Source organism: Affinirhizobium helianthi (assembly GCF_042680945.1).
GTDB classification, from domain to species: Bacteria; Pseudomonadota; Alphaproteobacteria; order Rhizobiales; family Rhizobiaceae; genus Neorhizobium; species Neorhizobium helianthi.
In genome coordinates, this window is record NZ_JBHUEQ010000017.1 from 32,536 (window position 1) to 54,409 (window position 21,874).

General features: G+C 60.4%; 18 protein-coding genes. 5 read left to right on the forward strand and 13 right to left on the reverse strand.

The window, feature by feature from the left end; translation table 11 throughout:
* A complete protein-coding gene (locus tag ACFSE1_RS10230) occupies nucleotides 1-639 on the forward strand; it encodes a PRC-barrel domain-containing protein (protein WP_377400313.1) in 639 nt (212 codons plus the stop codon).
* Nucleotides 640-733: 94 nt separating this feature from the next.
* Here the strand turns inward: ACFSE1_RS10230 and ACFSE1_RS10235 are convergent, their stop codons facing one another.
* Both ACFSE1_RS10235 and ACFSE1_RS10240 read right to left on the reverse strand, forming a co-directional pair.
* The gene (locus ACFSE1_RS10235) at nucleotides 734-2,041 is read right to left on the reverse strand and encodes a putative bifunctional diguanylate cyclase/phosphodiesterase (RefSeq protein WP_377400792.1); all 1,308 of its coding nucleotides are present in this window, start codon (nucleotides 2,039-2,041) and stop codon (nucleotides 734-736) included.
* A 131-nt stretch (nucleotides 2,042-2,172) separates the two neighbouring features.
* The gene (locus tag ACFSE1_RS10240; protein WP_377400316.1) at nucleotides 2,173-3,852 is read right to left on the reverse strand and encodes a response regulator; all 1,680 of its coding nucleotides are present in this window, start codon (nucleotides 3,850-3,852) and stop codon (nucleotides 2,173-2,175) included.
* Nucleotides 3,853-4,237: 385 nt separating this feature from the next.
* Between ACFSE1_RS10240 and mutL the strand changes: the two genes are divergently transcribed.
* Both mutL and ACFSE1_RS10250 read left to right on the forward strand, forming a co-directional pair.
* Nucleotides 4,238-6,088 (forward strand): DNA mismatch repair endonuclease MutL, encoded by a 1,851-nt coding sequence (mutL, locus tag ACFSE1_RS10245; protein ID WP_377400319.1) that lies wholly within the window; start codon nucleotides 4,238-4,240, stop codon nucleotides 6,086-6,088.
* Between the two features lie 167 nt (nucleotides 6,089-6,255).
* Nucleotides 6,256-6,489: a DUF2093 domain-containing protein gene (locus ACFSE1_RS10250; RefSeq protein ID WP_377400322.1), complete on the forward strand. Its 234-nt coding sequence runs from the start codon at nucleotides 6,256-6,258 to the stop codon at nucleotides 6,487-6,489.
* Here ACFSE1_RS10250 and lpxK read toward each other — a convergent pair.
* The 6 genes from lpxK to ACFSE1_RS10280 form a co-directional block, all read right to left on the reverse strand.
* A complete protein-coding gene (gene lpxK / locus ACFSE1_RS10255) occupies nucleotides 6,486-7,517 on the reverse strand; it encodes a tetraacyldisaccharide 4'-kinase (RefSeq protein WP_377400325.1) in 1,032 nt (343 codons plus the stop codon). The two genes, ACFSE1_RS10250 and lpxK, sit on opposite strands and share 4 nt — an antisense overlap.
* Nucleotides 7,517-8,251 (reverse strand): HAD family hydrolase, encoded by a 735-nt coding sequence (locus tag ACFSE1_RS10260; RefSeq protein ID WP_377400328.1) that lies wholly within the window; start codon nucleotides 8,249-8,251, stop codon nucleotides 7,517-7,519. Before ACFSE1_RS10260 ends, lpxK begins: the two co-directional genes overlap by 1 nt.
* Nucleotides 8,251-9,567, reverse strand: a complete 1,317-nt coding sequence (waaA, locus tag ACFSE1_RS10265; protein WP_377400331.1) for a lipid IV(A) 3-deoxy-D-manno-octulosonic acid transferase — start codon at nucleotides 9,565-9,567, stop codon at nucleotides 8,251-8,253. The genes ACFSE1_RS10260 and waaA overlap by 1 nt, the downstream gene beginning before the upstream one ends.
* A 123-nt stretch (nucleotides 9,568-9,690) precedes the next feature.
* Entirely contained in the window at nucleotides 9,691-9,930 is a 240-nt protein-coding gene (locus ACFSE1_RS10270; protein ID WP_377400334.1) for a DUF4170 domain-containing protein, read from the reverse strand.
* Between the two features lie 57 nt (nucleotides 9,931-9,987).
* Complete coding sequence (locus ACFSE1_RS10275; protein WP_377400337.1) at nucleotides 9,988-10,776, reverse strand: 3'(2'),5'-bisphosphate nucleotidase CysQ; 789 nt, start codon at nucleotides 10,774-10,776, stop codon at nucleotides 9,988-9,990.
* A 16-nt stretch (nucleotides 10,777-10,792) separates the two neighbouring features.
* Nucleotides 10,793-12,139: a TldD/PmbA family protein gene (locus ACFSE1_RS10280; protein ID WP_377400340.1), complete on the reverse strand. Its 1,347-nt coding sequence runs from the start codon at nucleotides 12,137-12,139 to the stop codon at nucleotides 10,793-10,795.
* Nucleotides 12,140-12,239: 100 nt separating this feature from the next.
* Between ACFSE1_RS10280 and ACFSE1_RS10285 the strand changes: the two genes are divergently transcribed.
* On the forward strand, nucleotides 12,240-14,039 hold the full coding sequence (locus ACFSE1_RS10285; protein WP_377400343.1) for a monovalent cation:proton antiporter-2 (CPA2) family protein: 1,800 nt from the start codon (nucleotides 12,240-12,242) through the stop codon (nucleotides 14,037-14,039).
* A gap of 31 nt (nucleotides 14,040-14,070) precedes the next feature.
* On the opposite strand, the gene ACFSE1_RS10290 is transcribed toward ACFSE1_RS10285, so the two are convergent.
* Genes ACFSE1_RS10290 through ACFSE1_RS10300 form a run of 3 tightly spaced genes read right to left on the reverse strand, consistent with a single transcriptional unit; the run spans nucleotide 14,071 to nucleotide 17,444 of the window.
* The gene (locus ACFSE1_RS10290; protein ID WP_377400346.1) at nucleotides 14,071-14,949 is read right to left on the reverse strand and encodes a patatin-like phospholipase family protein; all 879 of its coding nucleotides are present in this window, start codon (nucleotides 14,947-14,949) and stop codon (nucleotides 14,071-14,073) included.
* Nucleotides 14,950-14,957: 8 nt separating this feature from the next.
* Nucleotides 14,958-15,521 (reverse strand): 16S rRNA (guanine(966)-N(2))-methyltransferase RsmD, encoded by a 564-nt coding sequence (rsmD, locus tag ACFSE1_RS10295; protein WP_377400349.1) that lies wholly within the window; start codon nucleotides 15,519-15,521, stop codon nucleotides 14,958-14,960.
* Nucleotides 15,522-15,524: 3 nt separating this feature from the next.
* Nucleotides 15,525-17,444: a pseudouridine synthase gene (locus tag ACFSE1_RS10300; RefSeq protein ID WP_377400352.1), complete on the reverse strand. Its 1,920-nt coding sequence runs from the start codon at nucleotides 17,442-17,444 to the stop codon at nucleotides 15,525-15,527.
* Between the two features lie 158 nt (nucleotides 17,445-17,602).
* Between ACFSE1_RS10300 and ACFSE1_RS10305 the strand changes: the two genes are divergently transcribed.
* Nucleotides 17,603-18,076 carry a nucleoside deaminase gene (locus tag ACFSE1_RS10305; protein WP_377400355.1) on the forward strand — a complete coding sequence of 158 codons (474 nt, stop codon included), beginning with the start codon at nucleotides 17,603-17,605 and terminating at the stop codon, nucleotides 18,074-18,076.
* A 47-nt stretch (nucleotides 18,077-18,123) separates the two neighbouring features.
* On the opposite strand, the gene ACFSE1_RS10310 is transcribed toward ACFSE1_RS10305, so the two are convergent.
* On the reverse strand, nucleotides 18,124-18,753 hold the full coding sequence (locus ACFSE1_RS10310) for a hypothetical protein (protein ID WP_377400358.1): 630 nt from the start codon (nucleotides 18,751-18,753) through the stop codon (nucleotides 18,124-18,126).
* Nucleotides 18,754-18,883: 130 nt separating this feature from the next.
* Nucleotides 18,884-21,838, reverse strand: coding sequence for an isoleucine--tRNA ligase (gene ileS / locus ACFSE1_RS10315; RefSeq protein WP_377400361.1), 2,955 nt, complete (start codon nucleotides 21,836-21,838; stop codon nucleotides 18,884-18,886).
* Nucleotides 21,839-21,874: the final 36 nt, after the last annotated feature.

The following is a 21,874-nucleotide window of genomic DNA, read 5'->3' on the forward strand; positions in this document are numbered from 1 at the left end:
ATGAAAAAGACCCTTAGCACCATGGCAGCAGCCGCCGTACTGATGGCCTCTACCGCAATTGCGCCGGCGTTCGCACAGTCCAATTCTGCAACTCCCGCAACGCCGAATACGCAGACGGACACTGGTGCAATGCCGAAGGCAGGTGCCCCGGCTGGTGGCGCGATGACGAATGACAGCGCAGCCTCCGGCACCAATGCCATGCCGAACAACACGGCAGCCGCTTCCGGTGAATACCTGACGCAGCAAAGCGAAACGCAGATCAGCGCCAATGACTACATCGGCAAGCCGATCTACAATTCCGAAAACAACAGCATCGGTGATGTGAACGACCTCATCCTGGAACAGAACGGCGGTATCGTCGCAGCCGTTGTTGGCGTCGGCGGCTTCCTCGGCATCGGTGAAAAGGATGTTGCTGTTCCGATGAGCAAGATCACCATGTCACGCGAAGACAATAACAATGTCCGTCTGACCACGACCGAAACGGCTGACAGTTTGAAGGCTGCTCCGGAATTCAAGACGCTGGATGACCAGCAGGCGGAAGCCCGCTCCAACTCCACGGATACGACCACCACATCCTCGACCGGTGGTGCAGCTCCGGCAGGCAACGCCACTACCCCGTCGACGCAGGCCAAGCCGTAATCCACGGCCAGCCGCTGGAACGAGAGACACGTTGCCAATAAACTGGGATGGTGCTTGTGCGCCATCCCTTTTTCGGTTCAGGCTGTTTTCGGTTTCAGGCTGTCTCGCGCTTAAGGTTGAAGCTCTCGCGATAATGGTGCGCCAGATAATCCAGCGTCGCAGCGGCATCGACCGGGCGGCCGTAAAAATAGCCCTGCCCCATGCTGCAACCCAGCGCACGAAGCTTTTCCGCATCGGCCTTTTCTTCAATTCCTTCCGCCACCACCTGCAGATCCAGGCCGTCGCACATGGCGATGATGGCCTTGACGATATGCTCCGAGGCACGATCCGTGGTGATGCGTGAGACAAAAGCACGGTCGATCTTCACCTTGTCGAAGGTGAAATCGCGAAGACGCCCGAGGCTCGACTGTCCCGTACCGAAGTCATCAAGGGAGATGCGCATACCCGCATTGCGAAGCTCGCAGATGATCCGCTCCGCGGTATCAGCGGAGGTCATCACCGCCGTTTCGGTGATTTCAAGCTCCACGCGGCCTGGATCGAGACCAACGCGCGAGAGGGTCGCAAGGATTGTCGGGGCAGTGCCCGGATCCATCAGTTGCGCGGAAGAGAGATTGAAGGAGAGGAAGAGTTCCCGGGGCCAGGACAGTGCCGCCTCCGCCGCCTTGCGCAGCAGCGTCTCCGAAAGAGCATCGATGAAGCCGCGCTCCTCCGCCAGTGGAACGAAAACGGCGGGCGATACGAAACCAAGGTCGGGATCGATCCAGCGCGCCAGGGCCTCGAAGCCCACGGTCGAGCCATCGCGAATGCGCACAATGGGCTGAAAATGCACATCCACCGCATCCGACATGATGGCGTTGCGCAGCGCCTGTTCCAACTGGGTGGAACGCTTCATTTCCTGCGCGATCTCGCGGGAATAGACCGTGACCTGCCCGCGTCCTCGCCGCTTTGAACGGTAAAGCGCCGTTTCTGCACTTTTCATCAGTTCGTCGAATTCTTCCCCGGCAAAGGGATAGATGGCAAAGCCGAAAGATGCCGACAGCCGCACATTACGATCGCCCAGGTCATAGGGCGCCGACAAAACTTCGCGGATCATCAAGCCAATGCGTTCAGCGCTGGTCTTCTCGAAAACAAGCGGAAGCAGGAAGGCGAACTCGTCTCCATCATGGCGTGTCACGACCGCACCATCGGGGATGCACGCCTTTAGGCGATGCGCGACCTGGCAGAGAATCTCGTCCCCGGCTTGGCTACCGAAGAGGTCGTTTATAGGCTTGAAGCCATCGAGATTTGCGATGCCAACGGTGAAGGGAGCAGGATCGTCTGCCCTCTCCTGAACAAGCGTACGCAGCTTTTCGCGCAGCCGATGACGATTGCCCAGGCCCGTCAAAGGGTCGCGATAGGCCATCACCTGCAGTTCGTTTTGCGTAACCTGTGGCAATGTACCCGCCGAATTACCAAACTTGCCCTGTTTTAGGGATTTCGATCACAATGCGGATGAAAGCTTAAAAAACTCTATCGGGAGAAGCCATAAAGATCTCAGTTGACCGCCGGAACGGTCAGAAGCTGGGGCGGCTGCTCGCAAAGAAACTTGCGGAATTTTTCCTCAAGGCTATCAGGGCTGAGCGGCTTCAGCACAACATCATTCATCCCGGCGGCCCAGCAGGCATCCCGGTCTCCTTCAACCGCGGGTGACAAAACGCCGATGATCGGGGTCTTTCCCGGATGCTCCTCGCTCTCACGGATCTTGGAGGCGGCCTCGAAGCCATTGAGCTTCGGCAGGGTAATATCCATGAGCACGATGCGCGGGTTCAGCTCGCGCCACATCCGGACCACTTCCTCGCCATCCCCGGCAATGGCATAGCGATAGCCGAAGCCTTCGAGGATCTGCTGGAAGACGATGCGGTTGACGGCATTGTCTTCCGCCACGAGCACATCGATGCTCTGGCTGGCGGAGGGCTTGTGTTGCGGCGATGCATCCTGCGCGGCTGCATCCGGCCTCGGCTGCGAGAGATGTCGCGCCAGTTTTTGAACAAGCTCGCACCCGAGCTGGAAGCTATCGAAAACCATCACATCGACACCGCTCGCTTCCGCCACATCCAGGCAAGAGAGATCCATCGCATTGTCGATTGCAATCAGGTCTATGCCGATCGTGTTTGCGGCAGCATATTCCAGAATGGCGTGAACTTCGTCGGCGCTGCGTGCGGCCGTGGCGTCCAGTCCCAGCCGCTCCATCTGGCTCAGGCACTCGGCTTCACCTTTGGCGTCCTGCGTGACCAGAAGAACGCGCTTGCCTGCAACCTCGTGCGGCAAAGGCTGTGCGGAAGCAGTCTCCTGCCTTGCCATGGGGCGAAGGTCTGAGTGAATGAAATCCACGCCCTCCAGTCCGTGGAAGATTGCCTCCTGCGGCACTCCGGATTGAAGCAGTTCCGTCACATCCTCCATGGCCGTGACAACCAGATAGCGCCCCGGCTTACCCACCCGGAAAAGATGCGTCACCATGGCTGAACTGCCGCCATCAGGGCGCACGACATGCTCTGCCACCTGGTAGGGTTCCCCGGTCTCCAGCACGCGCCGATCAACCGCGTCTATGCGTTCTGCGACCTCGACGGGCAAAAGATCGCCCAGACGCCGCCCGAGGATTTCTTCCTGCGGGTGATCGAACAGGTCAGCAGAGGCTTTGTTGATGCCGATGACGCTGAGATTGCGATCCTTCACCATGACGGGGAAAGGCAGGTTGTCCAGTATTTCTTCCGTGACCTGCACACGTTCGAGATCCGCCCGCCACTGATCCTCACGCTTGCGATGTTCCGAGACGTCACGGAAGACGCAAATACCGTAGCCGGAAGGCAGCCGGCGCTTCGAAAGGCTCATCCACCGATCAGAGCCCCGGCGTTCGACGCTTTCAACCCGCTCCTTCCAAAGAGAGGCGATCTCCCCGGCAATCCAGTCCTCGCGCGTAACCCGCGGCCCCTCTTTGCGAGAGGTCTTGCTGAAGGAATAGCCCCCTTGATCGTAGATTGCGCCAAAGAGATCCCTCAGACGTGTTCCGGGTGCTGGGGCGATGGCAAGCAGCGGCAGGAAGCTGCGGATCTGCGCACTCGCATAAAGCAGGATATCATTGGAATCGTAGATAAGGATGGCACCGGAGATCGCCTCCGCGACAATATCGAGAAGCGGGATATGATCCAGGCTACCTGTATGCACGCTCTCACTCATCGGCTTCCCCAACGAGTGCGAGAGTTCTCCTTTGAGGAGCCGCCGTTTTGACGGGCGCCGGTCGCATTCCAACCATTCCTTTTCCAGCGTTTCTCTACCTGACGCCGGTTGCCGTTGTTCTTTCGTCCGTGCCACACTATAAAGCGCATCGCGAAGTTTCAGATTCGCTTTGACACTTCAGGTCCCTGTTTTGCCACCAGCCGTAACGCAAAAACGCTTCACATTTCTGCATCACGGGTTTCCTGACCCGGGCAAGCGCGAGGCCGCCGGGTCCGTTCCAAATCAATCCATACCCTCCGGATGTTAAGTTGAGATTAATCTCTAAATCGGGGACAAATCGATTAAATGCTGCCACGTTCAGGCGCCAATCCGGGATCATGACGATATGCCTGTCAAACAACTGCCAGAGACCCTGATCAACCAGATTGCTGCTGGCGAAGTGATCGAGCGCCCTGCCAGCGCCGCCAAGGAATTGATCGAAAATGCCATCGACGCAGGCGCAAGCCGGATTGAAATCGCCACTGCTGGGGGCGGCAAAAGCCTGATCCGCATTACGGACAATGGCAGCGGCATGGATGCCGAGGACTTGAGCCTTGCGGTGCGCCGCCATTGCACGTCCAAGATCGATCAGACGCTGGACGATATCCGCACGCTTGGCTTTCGTGGCGAAGCACTGCCCTCCATCGGCTCCGTGGCAAAGCTTTCCATCGTCAGCCGCCGCGCCGGTTCGGACATGGGTGTCGAGATCACCGTGACTGGCGGACGCCTCGATCCTGTGCGCCCGGCTCCGGCCAATCAGGGAACCGTAGTGGAGGTTCGGGATATTTTCTTTGCCACGCCTGCCCGCCTGAAGTTCCTCAAAACCGAGCGGGCGGAAGCCGGTGCCATTACCGAAGTGGTCAAGCGCATGGCGATTGCGTTTCCGCATATCCGCTTCACGCTGTCCGGTTCCGACCGGTCGACACTGGAATTTCCCGCAACGCCCGGCGATCCGCTGGGCCGCATGGCGCAGGTTCTGGGCAGCGATTTCAAGGACAATGCCATCGAAATCGAGGCGGAGCGCGAGGATGTGGGCCTTAAAGGCTTCGTCGGCGTGCCCACTTTCAACCGTGGCAATTCCGCCCATCAATATGCCTTCGTCAATGGCCGTCCGGTTCAGGACAAGCTGATCCTGTCTGCCATTCGCGGTGCCTATGCGGAAACCATTCCCTCCGGTCGCTATCCGGTTGCTGTCCTTTCGATCACGCTCGATCCGGCGCTGGTGGATGTGAACGTGCACCCGGCGAAGGCCGATGTTCGTTTCCGCGATCCGGGTCTGGTGCGCGGACTGATTGTCGGCGCCATTCGCGAGGCGCTTGCCCGCGAGGGAGACCGCGCCGCAACCACAGGCGCTGACGGCCTTCTCCGCGCCTTCCGCCCAGGCTCCATCGCCCAGCCCGGCTTTATGCGCCAGACCTATAATGCAGGCTGGTCTGCCACGAATTCTCCCTCCCGCCCTTTCACCTTGGCGCAAAGCACGCGCTTTTCCGAACAGCGGCAAAGCAGTTTCGTGACCTTTTCCACCCCCAGTGCGCGTGGTGAAGATGAGGCGACAGCTGCTTTCCCATCCGTTTCGCCAGAGACGGCCTCCACCGCACTGGCTGAACCGCAGCTTCAACACCCGCTGGGTGCGGCACGGGCGCAGGTGCATGAGAATTATATCGTTGCGCAAACGGAAAACGGGCTGGTGATCGTGGATCAGCACGCAGCCCATGAGCGGCTGGTCTTTGAGGCCATGCGCAAGGCGCTGGAAAAAGACAGGCTGACCTCACAGGTGCTGCTGATCCCCGAGATCATCGACCTGCCGGAGGAGGATTGCGACCGGCTGATGATGCATGCCGAGCAATTGGACAGGCTGGGACTTTCCATCGAGCGCTTCGGCCCCGGTGCGATTGCCGTTCGTGAAACGCCTGCCATGCTGGGTGAAGTGGATACCCCGAGCCTGATCCGCGATCTTGCCGATGAAATTGGTGAATGGAATACGGCGGGAGGGCTGAAAAGCCGTCTTGAACATGTGGCCGCCACCATGGCCTGTCACGGCTCCGTTCGCTCCGGTCGCAGACTTCGAACCGATGAGATGAACGCGCTCTTGAGGCAAATGGAAGCCACACCCGGTTCCGGCCAGTGCAATCACGGGCGCCCGACCTATATCGAGTTGAAGCTGACAGACATCGAGCGCCTGTTCGGCCGCAGTTAAAGCATGTCGCGCAAAAGTGTGCAGCGGTTTTGTGATAACGACATGCGTAAAAACAAGAATCTAAAGCAGGTTGCATGAGGCTGATAGGCCGCAACTTGCTTTAGATCTAGCTTGCAGGATCACGCTAGGATAAAAGCATTCCCATGATTTTCGGCAGGAGACGACGCATGAACCGTTTTGAAGGAGGCGGAAGCCGCGAGGCAAAGATCCGCTATCTCGATGGAGATTACCAGATCCTTCAGCCGGGTTCCTTCGTGACCTGCGCCATGACGGGAGAAGCCATCCCCGTGGATGAGCTGCGCTATTGGAGCGTGGCCCGGCAGGAGGCCTATGCAAGCTGCGCTGCCTCTCTGGAGGCAGACAAGCGGGCCGGAATTTTGCCCAACCAGAGCCGCGCCTAAACTCGTTCCAGCAGGCGCTTTCTGCAGTTTTCCAGAGCAAGGTCGATCATTTTCGATGGACCTTGCGGATCGTCGAAGACAAGTTCCACTTCAACCACTTGGCAGCGCGCCAGAAGTTCTTCCGCCACACCGTGATGTCCTGCGAGGCGCGCGGCATCCTTGGCGGTGGTGACGAGGGTAAGTCCCTTTTTGTCCGCATCGCGCATCAGATCGCGCAGTTCATCCTCGGCAAAATAGTGATGGTCAGGAAAATCGCGCTTTTCCACGATCTCGCCGCCGATAGAGGCCACCGTGCGGTAAAACTTTGCCGGATCGGCAATGCCTGCAAAGGCCATCAGCTTGCGGTCCGAGACCTTCGCATTGGCAATCGGCACAAGATTGGCAACGGCAACCGGCTTTCCGGCCCGCGAAGCCTGACGCACCAGAGGATCGGCAGCGGCGCCGTTTCCCACCTTCAGCAGGCAAGACATCTGCCGCATCTGAATGACCAGGGGCGCACGCACAGGACCGGCAGGCACCATATAGCCATTGCCGATGCCACGAACGGAATCCACGACCACCAGCGCAAAATCGAGCGTGAGCCTTGCACTCTGGAAACCGTCATCCATGACGATCAGATCGCAGCCTTCCGCCACAAGCCTTTGCGCACCTTCCAGCCGACGGCGGGAAATAACGGTTGGTGCTTCGCGTGCCAGAAGCAGAGGCTCATCGCCCACGGCATCGGCCCGGTGATGACCGGGCTCAACCAGCGTTGTCACATCAAGGGAACCGCCATAGCCGCGACTGAGAAAACCCGGCCTCAGGCCCTTGGCCTTGGCGGCCCGTGCGATTGCAATGGCAGTCGGCGTCTTGCCGGCACCACCCACGGTGAAATTGCCGACACAAAACACCGGCACCGGCACAGCGGGACGTTTCGCCCGCGCCATGCGCCGACCGGCAACCTGCCCGTAAAGCGCCGAAAGCGGGGATAGACACCAGGCTCGCCAATCCGCCTTATCCCACCAGAAGGGAGGCGCTTCGGAAACCATCAGGCCCTCTCACGCGTGGGAAGAAGCGTTTCAATGCCGGTGATGTCGCCGAGCAGATGATCGGCCATGGCCTCCAGCGTGGCCGGAGAGCCGGTTCCGGTCAGCACCGCCACCTTCAATCCGGCACCGGCGGAAGCCGCCATATGCAGATCGTGATTGTTGTCGCCGATGACGGCGACCTGCGATGGATCGAGACCGACCGCCTTGCAGAACCCCAGCACCATTCCAGGCTCCGGCTTGCTGCCGTGGCCGCTATCGTATCCGGCAATGAAGTCCAGGTATTCGAGAAAACCGAAACGGCGCGCCGTCTCACGAATGGAGCGTTCGTTATCGCTGGAGGCAACGCCCAAGCGGAAGCCCCTCGCCTTCAAGCGCCCGAAAAAAGCGGAGAGATCGGTCACCGCCACGGAAAAATCCGAGGCGCGGACGAAGAGATCATCCAGTTCGACAGTCAACGCATCCACAGCCAGAGGTGAACCAGCCGTGACGAACCCTGCCGCAATTTCCGCAGCCGTACCGGCGGCAAAGAGGCTGTCGGGCCTTGTCTTGCCGCTCACCGGGTCCATGCCGCAGGCATCGAGCAACCGCTCTTCAAGCTCGCTGCCGCCGCCGGCTGCGGCAATGCGCGCCGCCTCACGGTTAACCGGGCCCCAGCTTTCATCATAGCGAAGAAGCGTTCCGTCCTTATCGAACAGCAGCCCCTGAATGGCGGAAAGATCGCTTTGTACCGCCATCAGCCGCTCGCACTCACAGGGCGCAGACGGGCAGTCACCGTCAGCGGATTGATATAGGGTTCCAGCGCCTTGATGGTGGTGGACAGCGCACCGCGCATATCCTGGATCGCCTCATGGCCGCAATCGATCATCTTGCGGCGGGCAATCTCGTTGCTCATGAGGTAATGCACCGCTTTCGCCAGCATTTCCATGTCGCGGATCATGCGGGCGCCACCGCGCCGGATGATGTGCTGATAGGTTTCACGGAAGTTCTGCACATTCGGGCCGGAGAGAACCGCGCAGCCCAGCATAGCGGATTCCATGGGGTTCTGCCCGCCTTCCGCCGTCAAGGAACGACCGACGAAAGAGATTTCGGTAAGGCGAAGATAAAGTCCCATTTCGCCAATCGTATCGCCGAGAAACACATCCGTCTCCGGCGTGATCTCATCATTGCGCGAACGGCGCGCAACGACGAGACCCTTTTCCTGCAACATGGCCTCGATGGCATCGCCCCGTTCGGGATGACGCGGAACGAGAATGGTCAATTGCTGGTGGCGGGGCTTCAGGGCGCGCTGAACAAAAGCAGCCCCCTCCTCTTCGCCCTCAAACGTGCAGACGGCGGCCCAGGTCGGGCGGGCGCCGATCTGGCTACGGTAGCGCTCAAGCACCGCTTCGTCACAGGGAGGAGGATCGCTATCGCCCTTCAGATTGCCGGAAACAACCACAGGCCATGCGCCAAGGTCCCGGAAACGCTCTGCGTCCACATCGGAGCGGGCGACCACAAGCGAAAGCTTTCCAAAGAGAAGTTCAGCGATCTTGCGATGACTTTTCCAACGGTCGAAAGACCGGTCGGACATGCGGGCATTCACCCGGATCTGCGGAATGTTTCTGCGGGCCAGTTCAGACAGCGTCGTCGGCCAGATTTCCGATTCGGCGGTGACTGCCGCATCGGGGCGCCAATAGGCAATGAAGCGCTTGATGGAGAATTTCAGGTCCAGCGGAACATATTGATGGATCACCTGTCCGCCCAGGCGGCTTTCCACCAGCGAAGCGGAGGTGACTGTGCCGGTGGTGAGCAACACATGGATCTCACGGCGCAGAAGTTCCTGAATGAGCGGAATGACGGCGTTCGTCTCGCCAACACTGGCGGCATGCACCCAGATCAAGGGGCCATGCGGGCGCGGCTGGCTGGCATAGCCGAAGCGCTCCAGCTTTCGCTTCTTGTCTTCCTTACCCTTCAAGGCACGGTAGGCGAGATAGGGAGAGGCGAGCGGATAGGCGCAGATGCCTGCCACGCGATATCCCAGGAGGGCTAATTGCGCCATGCCGCTACTCACTTCGCCTGCCCCTTCAATTTCGCCATCCGCCTTATGCCTTCGCCCGCCTTGCAGCACATCATGCTATGCTCGTGAATTGCGTCAAAAACGCGCCACAGCGTGGCTGGCGAGGGCACGCCCTTGTCAGGCTGCAGCGTCCGGATCCAGAAGGCGGTGCATGTGGACGATGAAATAGCGCATCTGCGCGTTATCAACCGTCTGCTGCGCCTTGGCCTTCCAAGCCTGGAGCGCCGTGGCATAATCCGGGAAGATGCCGACGATATCGAGCGCGTTGAGATCCTTGAACTCGACGCCCTGAAGACTGGACAGCTCGCCCCCGAAAACAAGGTGAAGAAGCTGTTTCTTGCCGCTTTGTTCGGTCATTTTAAGCTTTTCCTTTCATCTCCCCCGCTCCTCTCCTGCGAGATTTCGCAGCAAAGGTCAACAGGAGCCAATGCCCTCTATCAGGCTTTCCAGAACATGTTCCGCCCCGGCGCACAGTTCCTCGTGGGCAACGCCACGCCGGTTATAGCTGAGGCGGTTTCCCTGCCGGTCCACAAGCCTGCCGCCCGCACGCTCCAGAATGATGTCTGCGGCGGCCAGATCCCAGTCATGGGAGTTGCGCTTGACCACCGTACCATCGATCCGCCCATCGGCCACCATGGCAAGTCGATAGGCAAGCGAGGGGACATGGCGGATACGCTTCAGCGTTCTGCGCAGGTCCTGGGGGAAGCGCACCAGCATATCCTCCGGCAGGGCGATCTTTCGCGGCTCGCCTGCCTGCGCGGTCGAGACCTGGATCGAGACGCCATTCTTGAATGCCGGGCCGCCGCTGACAGCCCAGAACTCCTCTTCCAGCGCGGGCGCAAACAGCACGCCTGCCACAGGCACACCGCCATGCACCACAGCCACGCTGACGCACCAGACCTTGTCGCCATGGATGAAGGCGCGCGTACCGTCGATGGGGTCGATCACGAAGGCGGTTGAAGCGGTCAGTCTTGTCTCGTCGTCATCGGTCTCTTCGGATAGCCAGCCGTAATCCGGCCTCTCCTTCAGAAGCAACGCCCGAAGCCGGTCATTGGCGGCAAAATCGGCCGCGCTGACCGGTGAGCGTCCGCCCTCGCTCTTCCACCAGACCTCGGGCGATTGGCCGAAATAGCCAAGCGCGATCTCGCCAGCCTCACGGGCGGCCCGTCTGATCAGCGAGAGGTCATCGTTCCAGTTGGTCATCGCGGTCTGGGGTCGGTCACCGTCCGGCAAGTGTCATGCCCTCAATGGCAATGGTCGGCGCTGCCGTGCCGAACTTGCGATCGATATCACTGGCAGGCGTGATGCGCATGAACATGTCTTTCAGATTGGAGGCAATCGTGACTTCGGAAACGGGATAGGCGATCTCGCCATTCTCGATCCAGAAACCCGTCGCACCACGGCTATATTCACCCGTGATCATGTTGACGCCATGCCCGATGAGTTCCGTGACGTAGAAGCCCGTTCCAATGCTGCGGATCAGATCCTCGGGCGAGATATCGCCCGGCTCCAGCGCCAGATTGGTGGAGGCGGGCGTGACGCTGTTGCCGCCGCGAACACCGCGTCCATTGGTGGGGAGGCCGAGTTCCCGACCGGTGGAGGTGGAAAGGAACCAATGGTTCAGCACGCCATCCTCGATCATGACAAGCCGCTCTCCGCGCACGCCTTCGCCATCGAAGGGGCGAGAGGATGAGCCCCGAACGATCACCGGATCATCGGTGACATGCAGGCCGGATTTCAGCACCTGCTGGCCCATCTTGTCGCGCAGGAAACTGGTCTTGCGGGCAACCGATGCGCCATTGATGGCACTGGCAATATGCCCCACGAAACCGCGCGCCAGACGTGGCTCGAACACTACGGTCACATTGCTGGCAGTCGGCACCTGGCGGGGGTGCAGGCGCTTGACCACACGCTCGCCCGCACGGCGGCCAATCTCTGCCGAACTCTCCAGATCGGCGGCGTAAAGGCGGCTGTCGAATTCGTAATCGCGCTCCATCTTCGTGCCTTCGCCGGCAATCACGCTGACGGAGCGACCGAAGCGGCTGGCCATATAGCTGCCGGAAAAACCATGCGAGGTGACGAGCACCAATCCGCCCGCACCGGCAGAAGCCCCGGCACCCGAGGAATTGGTTACCCCCTGAACGGCGAGCGCTGCCGCTTCACAGGCAAGCGCCTCTTCGGTCAAGGCGTCCGTTGGAATCTCCGTCGGATCGAAGAGTTCAAGATCGGGAAATTCATGCGCCAGATCCTTGGCATCGGCTTGGGCTGCAAATGGATCTTCCGGCGAAACCTTCGCCATGGCAACGGCACGTTCAGCCAGGGCCTTCAGATCGAAACCCGGATTGGCCGACACGCTTGCCACCCGCTGACCGACAAAAACCCGCAGCGAAAAATCATCGCTTTCGGAGCTTTGCGTATTCTCCACCTTGCCAAGACGGACACTGACGGAACGCGAGCGGGAACGCACGATGACGGCATCCGCCTGATCGGCCCCCGCCTTCTTTGCCAGATCGATCAGATCACCAGCCCGCGCCAGCAGAGAAGAAGAGGAAATTTCAGACGCCATGATTATACCTTTCGTTGACGAACCATGTATTGTGCGCTCAAGAATCCATCAAGGGCGAGCTTGAGATTCTTCGAAGCTCGCCAGTCGCATCGAGATACCTATGGCTGCCCCGGATCCGCTTTTCAACGAAACGCTTCTTCTTTTGGGTGGCGCCGTGCTCGCCGCACCGATTTTTCGCAAGCTGGGCTTGGGAACCGTGCTGGGCTATCTGGCGGCGGGCGTCGTCATCGGCCCCATCCTGCGGCTGATATCCGATCCGGAAGAGGTGCTGCACGTCTCGGAACTCGGCGTGGTCTTCCTGCTTTTCATCATCGGGCTGGAACTGAAGCCCTCGCGTCTTTGGCAGATGCGCGGCGATATTTTCGTCCTCGGCACGGCGCAGGTTGTCTTTTCCGGCCTTCTGCTTTCCGGCCTTGCCTATCTCGCCAATATCGCCAGCTGGCAGGGCAGCGTGATTGCCGGCTTCGGCCTTGCCCTTTCCTCTACCGCCTTTGCGCTGCAAATTCTGGCCGATAATGGTGAAACCAACGCGCTTTACGGCAGGCGCGCCTTCTCTATTCTGCTGTTTCAGGATCTGGCCATCGTGCCGCTTCTGGCGCTTGTCACCATTCTGGGGTCCGGCCCGGAAGCCAGCACATCCACCATTCTCGTGGATGTGGGCCGTGCGGTGGTTGCCATTGTCGCCATGATTGTCGCAGGGCGCTACCTGCTGACGCCGATGTTCCAGATCATCGCCCGAACCGGTGCCCGCGAGGTCATGCTGGCTGCGGCGCTTCTGGTGGTGCTGGGATCGGCAGTTGCCATGCAGCTGGTCGGGCTTTCCATGGCCATGGGCGCGTTTCTGGCTGGCATAATGCTGGCGGAATCGAGCTATCGCCATGAGCTGGAGGCAGATATCGAACCCTTTCGCGGGCTGCTGCTTGCCATGTTCTTCATGGCGGTCGGTCTCTCCCTGGATCTCGAGGCAATCCTCTCCAACCTTCTGCTCATTCTCGCAGGCGTGCCGCTCTTCATGCTGGCAAAGGGACTGGTGATTTTTGTTCTCTGTCGCCTCTGGGGGTCCAACAAGGAGGATTCCTTGAGCATTGCAGCCCTTCTTCCGCAGGGCGGGGAATTCGGTTTCGTGCTCTTTACCACCGCCGTCAGTGCCGGGCTGCTTTCGGCTCAGACCTCCTCATTGCTGATTGCCAGCGTGACGCTATCGATGGCCCTCACACCTCTGGGTGCCGCACTTGTGCGCCGTTACCTGCCGGATGGCCGGAAGCCGGAGGAAATCGAAGAGGATTTCGAGGGGGCCGGTGCGGATGTGCTGATGGTTGGCTTCTCCCGTTTCGGCCAGATTGCCGCGCAGATCCTGCTGGCCGGTGGGCGCGATGTCACCGTGATCGACGATTCGCCGGATCGTATCCGCCAGGCCAGTTCCTTCGGTTTCCGCATCTATTTCGGTGATGGAGCGCGCAAGGAGGTCTTGCTGGCGGCGGGTATCGAACGTGCGAAAATCGTGGCTGTGTGCACCCATCGCCGCGACATTACTGACCGGATCGTGGATATGATCCGCACGGAATTTCCGGAAGTGAAGCTTTTCGTGCGCTCCTATGACCGCATCCACACCATTTCGCTGCGAGCGCGCGAAGTGGCCTATGAAATCCGCGAAACGCTGGAATCCGGTCTGGTCTTTGGCCAGAAGACGCTGGAAGCACTTGGCAAGACGGAAGCCGAAGCGAGCGAGATCGTCGACGACATTCGCCAGCGTGACGAGCAAAGGCTACAGATCCAGGCGGCGGAAGGGCTGTCTGCCGGTCTTCACATGCTGCACACACGCCCGGTTCGCCCGGAACCGCTGACCAAGCCGAAGCGCACGCCTGCCCCGCAGGAAGCGGAATCTGCCGGTCAGGCGTGAGAGCGCCGGTTTGGCAAGGGGGATCGGGCGATCAGCTGGAAATCCGCTGTAACAGCCCCTCATAGGCCCGCTTCAGCTCATCCTTGATCGGATCGGATTCCTCCAAGATCTCCCGGGCTTTGAGGAAATCGAGCACCCGGAAACGATTGACCGAGGGCCTGAGGAAAATATGCGGCGGATGCAGCTTCATCTTGAGGGCGATGGCCGATTGCATCATCAACTGGCTGGCACCGAACATGCTGTCAAAGCGGTTGGGCGCATGGGTTCCATCGCCTTCCGGCGCACCGACGACATCCACCCCGATCACGATGTCGCACACATCCATCAGATGTTCCCAGGGGATGGGGTTGAAAATGCCGCCATCCACCATGATGCGGCCATTGATGCGAACCGGCATGAACAGGCCCGGAATGGCGGCAGAGGCAGCAATGGCCGTGTGCAGCTTGCCTGTCTCCAGCATTGCCTCCGCCTGACCGTAGTAATCGGTCACGGCGATTTTCAGCGGGATCTTCAGATCGGCGAAATCCTGCGGAATAGTGTCCGGCAAAAAAGCTTCGAGGATCCGTTCGAGGTTGAAATGGCCGAGACGAAAGCCGCCGATGCCATCGCGCATGCTGGCAGGCCCCAGCGACCAGAGCCGATTGAGAACAGCACCGCGATTGCCAATCGTATCCAGCGTATAGGCCCTGATATCGGCCCCACTCATTCCGGCCGCCATGCCAGCGCCAAAGATGGCGCCGATGGAAGAGCCGGCAATGGCAACCGGTCGGATACCCAGTTCATTCAATGCTTCAATGACGGCGATATGGGCAATGCCCCGCGCACCGCCGCCGCCAAAGGCAATGGCCACGCGTGGCGCATGGCTGCCTGACACGAGCGTCTCATCAACAAGCGAGATCCGTGTCGTCATCGTCCGCCTCAGCCCGGCTGGTAGCGGAAGAAGTCGACGCGCGTATCACCGAACAGGCGGCTTTCCAGCGGCTGGAAAACCGGATCGAAGTGGATGGCGGCATCGGCCCGCTCTTCCAGAACGACCAAGGCACCAGGCATGATCCAGCCGCCCTGATGCGCGGACAGAAGGGCTGCCTCGCCAAGACCCTGGCCATAGGGCGGATCGGCGAAGACAAAGTGGAACGGCTCGATATTGCCCACCGAACCGAGCTTGGTGGCATCGCGCCGCATGATGCGGGCACGGCCATGCAAGCCGAACTGCTCGATGTTCTCCCAAAGGATGCCGCGCCCTTCGACGCCGTTCTCCACGAACAGAGCCGTGCGGCAACCGCGCGACAGCGCTTCCAGCCCCACCGCACCGGTTCCGGCGAAAAGGTCCAGCACGCGTGCTGAACCCTCGATTGCTTCCGGATAGACGTGCCCGATGATGTTGAACAGGCTTTCGCGAGTCCGGTCTATGGTGGGCCGGATTGCATTCGTCTTCGGCGTGACCAGGGAGCGGCCTCGAAACTCACCACCAACGATGCGCATCGATTAACCCCTTGGCCCTCTGGAACGGTTGCCACCGCCCTTGGGGCCGGAACCCGGGCCACGACCGCCTGTCGGCTTGCCACCCGGACGACCGCCGGAAGGCTTTCCGCCGCCCGGCTTGCCGCCAAACTTGCCAGCGGGCTTGCCGCCGAAGGATTTGCCACCCGGCTTGCCACCGAAGGATTTACCGCCTTCGGGTCTGCCGCCAAAGCCGCCGCGCTCACCCGAGGGACGACCGCGACCTTCGCCACGCTCACCGAATGGTTTGCCACGGGCTTCACCGCGCTCGCCTTGCGGACGGCCAAAACCGCCTTCACGGTTCGGGCGTTCCGATCTTTCCGGGCGCTCACCGCGGAAAGGACGTTCTGCCCGTGCCGGACGCTCGCTGCGCTCGCCACGATCCGGTCTCTCACCCCGGAATGGGCGATCACCGCGGTCTGAGCGTTCACCCCGGTCGGATCTTTCACCACGGAAGGGGCGGTCGGAACGCTCGCGGCGCTCGCCGCCACGTCCACCAGAACCTTCACCATCTTCGTCACGCGGGCGGCGCTGTGGCGGAGCCTCGGCGCGAATCCAATCGCTATCGCCCTCAACGCGATTGACGTTGGGACGGCGTGTCTCTTCCCGATCCTTCTTGAAAAAGCGTTCGGCCTCAGCGCGTGCAGCCGATTTTTTCTCCACGCCATCCGCCGTGGGACGTGCGCCCGGCGCCATCCACACATTCGCGGTGCGTGAGGTGCCCATGGGAGGACGCTTCTTCGGGCGCTCGTCATCGAAACGACCACCGCCCCTGCCCTCGGACTTGCCTTCGAACTTGCCGCCGGTTTTGCCGCCAAACTTATCGCCGCCACGCCCCTTCGGCTTGTCGCCAAAGCGGTCGCCACCTTCGCGTCTTGGCTTGCCACGGGCTTCGCCACGGTCTGCCGCCCAGTTTCCTTCGTCGGAGCGCGCCGCCTTCGGCTGCGGCTTCTCGTCGTCGGCCACCGGATTGTTGTAGATCGGCGCGTCGAAATTCGCCTTCGCCTCTTCGATGAGGCGCGGCCCCAACTGGTCGCGCAGCATGCGGCCGCGCACTTCCACCACATGGCCTTCCGGCAGGTCGCCCAGCTGGAACGGCCCGTAGGATACGCGGATGAGACGGTTCACATCCAGCCCCAGCGCGCCCAGCACGTTCTTGATTTCGCGGTTCTTGCCTTCGCGAAGGCCCATGGTGATCCACACATTGTGGCCCTGGGTGCGGTCCAGCGTGGCCTCGATCGAACCGTACAGAACGCCATCGACGGCAATGCCGTCCTTGAGCTTGTCGAGATCGTCCTGGCTCACCTCGCCATGGGCGCGCACGCGGTAACGGCGCAGCCAGCCGGTGGTGGGCAATTCCAGCACGCGGGAAAGACCGCCATCATTGGTCAGCAGCAGCAGGCCTTCGGTATTGATGTCGAGGCGACCGACGGACATGACACGCGGCAGATCATCCGGCAGGTTTTCGAAAACCGTCGGGCGGCCTTCCGGGTCGGAATTGGTCGTCACCAGACCGGCAGGCTTGTGGTAAAGCCACAGGCGCGTGCGCTCGATACCGCGGATCGGCTGACCGTCCACCTCGATCTTGTCGGCGAGCGTCGCATTGACCACCGGCGTATCCAGCACCTTGCCATTCAGGCTGACACGGCCTTCCATGATCATGCGCTCGACATCGCGGCGGGACGCCACGCCTGCACGGGCAAGGATCTTGGAAATGCGTTCCGGCTTGCTGGCCGTGGCTTCTGCCGCTTCCGATGCGTCGACCACGGGCTTGCGTGCCGCCTTCGGGGCGCTCTTTTCGCCTGAAAGGGAGGGACCGGCGCCCTTGCGCGGTGCGTTTGTTTTCTTGCTGTCGCGAGCGAAGGGTTTGCCCCCTTCGCGCTTCGGCTTGTCTTTAAAGCTCATTCGTTGTTTGCCTGAAGCGTGGGTCGAGCGGAATGCGCCCTGACCGAGTGCGTGTTGACTTGGACTTGCATCTTGTCGCATCTCGGAGAAACCGGCGCGACGCAGGTTGGGACCGTTCCTATCAGGTCAGGCTCTCCGGGTTAAGAGGAAATCGCCGCATGGGCGGGACAAATCGTTTCATGGATCTGGCGCTGGAGGAGGCCGAGAAGGCTGGTCAGCGCGATGAAGTGCCGATTGGTGCGGTGGTTGTTCTGGATGGCCGCATTATCGGCCGCGGCGGCAACCGGACCCGCGAGTGGAAAGATGTGACGGCGCATGCGGAAATCGTGGCGCTGCGAATGGCCTGCGAGGAAGTCGGGCAGGAAAGACTTCCCCTCGCAGATCTCTATGTCACGCTGGAACCCTGCACCATGTGCGCGGCGGCCATATCCTTTGCACGCATCCGCCGCCTTTACTACGGCGCGAGCGATCCCAAGGGAGGTGCGGTGGAAAGCGGCGTGCGCTTCTTCAACCAGCCAACCTGCCATCACGCGCCGGAGGTCTATTCCGGCATTGCCGAAACGGATTCAGCCAGACTGCTTCTGGATTTCTTTCAGGCAAAGCGAACCGGGACATTTCCGGCAGAAGGATAATTGCGCCCTTCCATCCGGAACGGCGCAAAAACTGTTGCTGAAACCGCTTACTTGAAGGGGTTCCACCAGGAAGACGTATTGGCGGAGGCAGCAGCGGCAGATTTCTTCCGCTCGCGCTCCTTCTTCAACTCCGGCTCGCCGAGATCGTTCAGATTGGCATTGTCTGCCACACGATATTGTACCGGCGGCTCCGTCAGGGTGCGGCGCTGGCCAGCAATCCCCGGGCTTTCCGCATTGGCCTTGGCCTGACGGAAGGCTTCCCACTTCTGACTCTCGGTCATGGTGCCCGCAGTGCCATTGCCCGCCAGCAGCGGCGAACGATAGTTGGGGTTGTTCTTGTTGGCTTCCGCCTCATCGCGAAGACGCTGGCGGGTTTCTTCCGGCGATTCCAGCCAGCCGGAATTGCCTTCGCGGCTGGCAAGCGATGTTTGCGGCGCAGGCAGCGTATCAACGCGGTTCTTGTTGACCACCAGAGCCGGACGCGGATTGTATTTCGTAGAGGGCTTGTCCTGCGGGCCAAGCGAAATGGCCGAACCGAGATCATCCACCAGCTGTTCACCGGCAGTCTTGCTCGTGCCATAGGTGGGGCTGGACACGCAGCCGGACAAACCCATTGCAGCAAGAACGGCCACGGCGCACACGCCTGACCTTGCACGAATTGCCTGCATCGTCTTCATACGAACCCTTCCAGACGCGCCCGTCCCGACACGCGAGATCTTCAAAAACCTCGACTGACCGAAAATTCCGGCCAATTTCAGGCAGACTTACCGGATGACGCGCCAAAGCGCAATCATCCGGTCAGAGACTTCATTTCTGTGCGGCCAATTCCCGCAGTGCCTGGGCATCGCGGGCGGAGACATCCGGATAGTCCGGATCGGAGCCGACATCCTTCGTGATCTTCCACGAACGGGCGCATTTGGTGCCTTCGGCAAGCTTCGGCTCAACCGCAACCTTGGTGCCGTCATCCAGACGGAAAGCCTCGGACGGCCCCTCGCCTGCCACAACGGAAATATCCGAGGTGATGCAGATTTCTGCGAAATCCAGCCCGTCCAGCGCCTTCAGCAGCTCCTGATCGCCCACGTAAACGACGGGGGCCGCTTCCAGCGACGAGCCAATGCGCTTTTCCTTGCGCTCCACTTCCAGAGCACCCGTCACGGCACGGCGAACCGCACGCACGCTTTTCCACTTGTTCGAGACGGCCTCGTTTGCCCATTCCGCAGGGACCACCGGGAATTGTTCCAGATGCACCGATTCCGCCTGCGGATTGCGCGAAAGCCATGCCTCTTCCGTGGTGAAGGGCATCATGGGTGCGAACCACAGCACGAGGCAATCGAACAGCTTGCGGATGACGTAAAGAGCTGCGCGGCGCTTCAGGCTGGACGGCGCATCGCAATAGAGCGTGTCCTTGCGGATATCGAAATAGAAGGCCGACAGTTCCACATTGGCGAAATCCGACAAAGCGCGAACGATGCGTTTGAAGTCGAATTCGTCATAGCCCTTGCGCACCAGCTGATCGAGCTCGCTCAAGCGATGCAGCATCAGCTTTTCAAGTTCCGGCAGATCGGCGTAAGCAATCTCGTCGCCATGGTCATGCGCCAGTGTGCCGAGCATCCAGCGGATCGTGTTGCGGATCTTGCGATAGGCATCGATATTGGTCTGGATGATCGTCTTGCCGAGGCGCTGGTCTTCTGCGTAATCCGTGCTCATGACCCAGAGGCGCAGGATATCGGCACCCGATTCCTTCATCACATCCTGCGGTGTCACCGTATTGCCGAGCGATTTCGACATCTTGCGACCGTCTTCCGCCATGGTGAAGCCATGCGTGATGACAGCATTATAGGGTGCACGGCCACGCGTTGCGCAGCTTTCCAGAAGCGAAGAATGGAACCAGCCACGATGCTGGTCCGAGCCTTCCAGATAGACATCGGCCGGCCATTTCAGATCCGGGCGGTCTTCCAGCGTGAAGGTGTGGGTGGAACCGGAATCGAACCAGACATCGAGGATGTCGGTCACCATCTGCCACTTGTCGCCATCATGCTCGGCTCCGAGGAAGCGCTCCTTGGCACCTTCCGCAAACCAGGCATCCGCGCCTTCCTTCTCGAAGGCTTCGAGAATGCGGGCATTGACCTTCTCATCCTGCAGCACGTTTCCTTCAGCATCGGCAAAGACGCAGATTGGCACGCCCCAGGCGCGCTGACGGGAGAGAACCCAATCCGGGCGCTGCTCGATCATGGCGCGCAGGCGGTTCTGGCCACCGGCAGGCACGAAACGCGTCTGGTCAATGGCGTTCAAAGCGCGGGTACGCAGCGTCGTGCCGTCGGAGAGGTCCTTGTCCATATAGACGAACCATTGCGGCGTGTTGCGGAAGATAACCGGCTTCTTGGAGCGCCAGGAATGCGGATAATCATGCTTGATGCGGCCACGGGCAAACAGGTTGTTGGCAGCAATCAGCGCCTCGATGACCCGCTTGTTGGCATCGCCCTTCTTGCCGTTATCGTCGATAACGCGGGCAGCGCCGCCTTCAGCCGACGGACCAAAGCCGGGGGCGTCTTCGGTGTAGAAACCGGCGTCATCGACCGGGAACGGGATCTTGGTATCAATGCCACGGGCTTCGAGCGCCTTGGCATGGCCCATCCAGGCGTCAAAGTCTTCGCGGCCGTGGGACGGCGCGGTGTGGACGAAACCGGTACCGGCATCGTCGGTCACGTGATCGCCGTCCAGCATGGGTACGGGGAATGTGTAGCCCATCGAGGCAAGAGGATGGGCGCAAGTGATCGCACCAAGCTCTTCTGCGGTCACTTGACGGATACGCTTGAACTCAAGCTTGGCCTTGGCGAAAGCATCACCCGCCAGCTTATCGGCAAAGATCAGCTTTTCGCCCGGCTGCGGGCCGAAATCATTGGCGGCAGCGGTAACTTCATAAAGGCCGTATTCGATCTTCGACGAATAGGAGATCGCCCGGTTACCGGGGATCGTCCAGGGTGTCGTCGTCCAGATGACGACGGAGGCACCCCGCAGGTCTGTAAGATTTCCGCCATTAACCAGTTGCGGCTGACCATCTTGGTCTGGCCGGATCACGTCATTCGAGATCGGGAACTTCACCCAGATCGTGTCGCTTTCGACCTCGTGATATTCCACTTCCGCCTCGGCCAAAGCCGTGCGCTCCACAACCGACCACATGATCGGCTTGGAACCGCGATAGAGCTGGCCGCTCATGGCGATTTTGAGCAACTCACCCGCGATGCGGGCTTCCGCATGGAAAGCCATGGTGGTGTAGGGATTATCGAAATCGCCCTCGACACCGAGACGGCGGAACTCTTCCGACTGGATGTTGATCCAGCCTTGCGCAAACTCGCGGCATTCCTTGCGGAATTCGTTGATCGGAACTTCGTTCTTGTCCTTGCCCTTGGCGCGGTAGGCTTCCTCGATCTTCCATTCGATCGGCAGGCCGTGGCAATCCCAGCCCGGAACATAGTTGGAGTCATAGCCGCGCATCTGGAACGAGCGGGTGATGACATCCTTCAGCACCTTGTTCAGCGCATGGCCGATATGGATGTTGCCGTTGGCGTAAGGCGGGCCATCATGCAGCACGAATTTTTCGCGGCCGGCGGCGGAGGCGCGCAAGCGCTTGTAAAGGCCCATCTCCTTCCACTTCTTTGCCATTTCCGGCTCTTTTTGCGGAAGGCCAGCGCGCATGGGAAAATCCGTCTGCGGCAGAAAAAGCGTGGAGGAGTAATCTTGTTTGTCCGTGGTCTCGGTCATGATCTTGCCATTGAATGGGCGGCCTGAAAGCGCACG

Excerpts from the sequence above, each read along its gene's own strand:
- ACFSE1_RS10230 (WP_377400313.1), top strand. The coding sequence starts at position 1 with ATGAAAAAGACCCTTAGCACCATGGCAGCAGCCGCCGTACTGATGGCC.
- ACFSE1_RS10235 (WP_377400792.1), bottom strand. The coding sequence starts at position 2,041 with ATGGCCTATCGCGACCCTTTGACGGGCCTGGGCAATCGTCATCGGCTG.
- ACFSE1_RS10240 (WP_377400316.1), bottom strand. The coding sequence starts at position 3,852 with ATGAGTGAGAGCGTGCATACAGGTAGCCTGGATCATATCCCGCTTCTC.
- mutL (WP_377400319.1), top strand. The coding sequence starts at position 4,238 with ATGCCTGTCAAACAACTGCCAGAGACCCTGATCAACCAGATTGCTGCT.
- ACFSE1_RS10250 (WP_377400322.1), top strand. The coding sequence starts at position 6,256 with ATGAACCGTTTTGAAGGAGGCGGAAGCCGCGAGGCAAAGATCCGCTAT.
- lpxK (WP_377400325.1), bottom strand. The coding sequence starts at position 7,517 with ATGGTTTCCGAAGCGCCTCCCTTCTGGTGGGATAAGGCGGATTGGCGA.
- ACFSE1_RS10260 (WP_377400328.1), bottom strand. The coding sequence starts at position 8,251 with ATGGCGGTACAAAGCGATCTTTCCGCCATTCAGGGGCTGCTGTTCGAT.
- ACFSE1_RS10270 (WP_377400334.1), bottom strand. The coding sequence starts at position 9,930 with ATGACCGAACAAAGCGGCAAGAAACAGCTTCTTCACCTTGTTTTCGGG.
- ACFSE1_RS10275 (WP_377400337.1), bottom strand. The coding sequence starts at position 10,776 with ATGACCAACTGGAACGATGACCTCTCGCTGATCAGACGGGCCGCCCGT.
- ACFSE1_RS10280 (WP_377400340.1), bottom strand. The coding sequence starts at position 12,139 with ATGGCGTCTGAAATTTCCTCTTCTTCTCTGCTGGCGCGGGCTGGTGAT.
- ACFSE1_RS10285 (WP_377400343.1), top strand. The coding sequence starts at position 12,240 with ATGGCTGCCCCGGATCCGCTTTTCAACGAAACGCTTCTTCTTTTGGGT.
- ACFSE1_RS10290 (WP_377400346.1), bottom strand. The coding sequence starts at position 14,949 with ATGACGACACGGATCTCGCTTGTTGATGAGACGCTCGTGTCAGGCAGC.
- rsmD (WP_377400349.1), bottom strand. The coding sequence starts at position 15,521 with ATGCGCATCGTTGGTGGTGAGTTTCGAGGCCGCTCCCTGGTCACGCCG.
- ACFSE1_RS10300 (WP_377400352.1), bottom strand. The coding sequence starts at position 17,444 with ATGAGCTTTAAAGACAAGCCGAAGCGCGAAGGGGGCAAACCCTTCGCT.
- ACFSE1_RS10305 (WP_377400355.1), top strand. The coding sequence starts at position 17,603 with ATGGGCGGGACAAATCGTTTCATGGATCTGGCGCTGGAGGAGGCCGAG.
- ACFSE1_RS10310 (WP_377400358.1), bottom strand. The coding sequence starts at position 18,753 with ATGAAGACGATGCAGGCAATTCGTGCAAGGTCAGGCGTGTGCGCCGTG.
- ileS (WP_377400361.1), bottom strand. The coding sequence starts at position 21,838 with ATGACCGAGACCACGGACAAACAAGATTACTCCTCCACGCTTTTTCTG.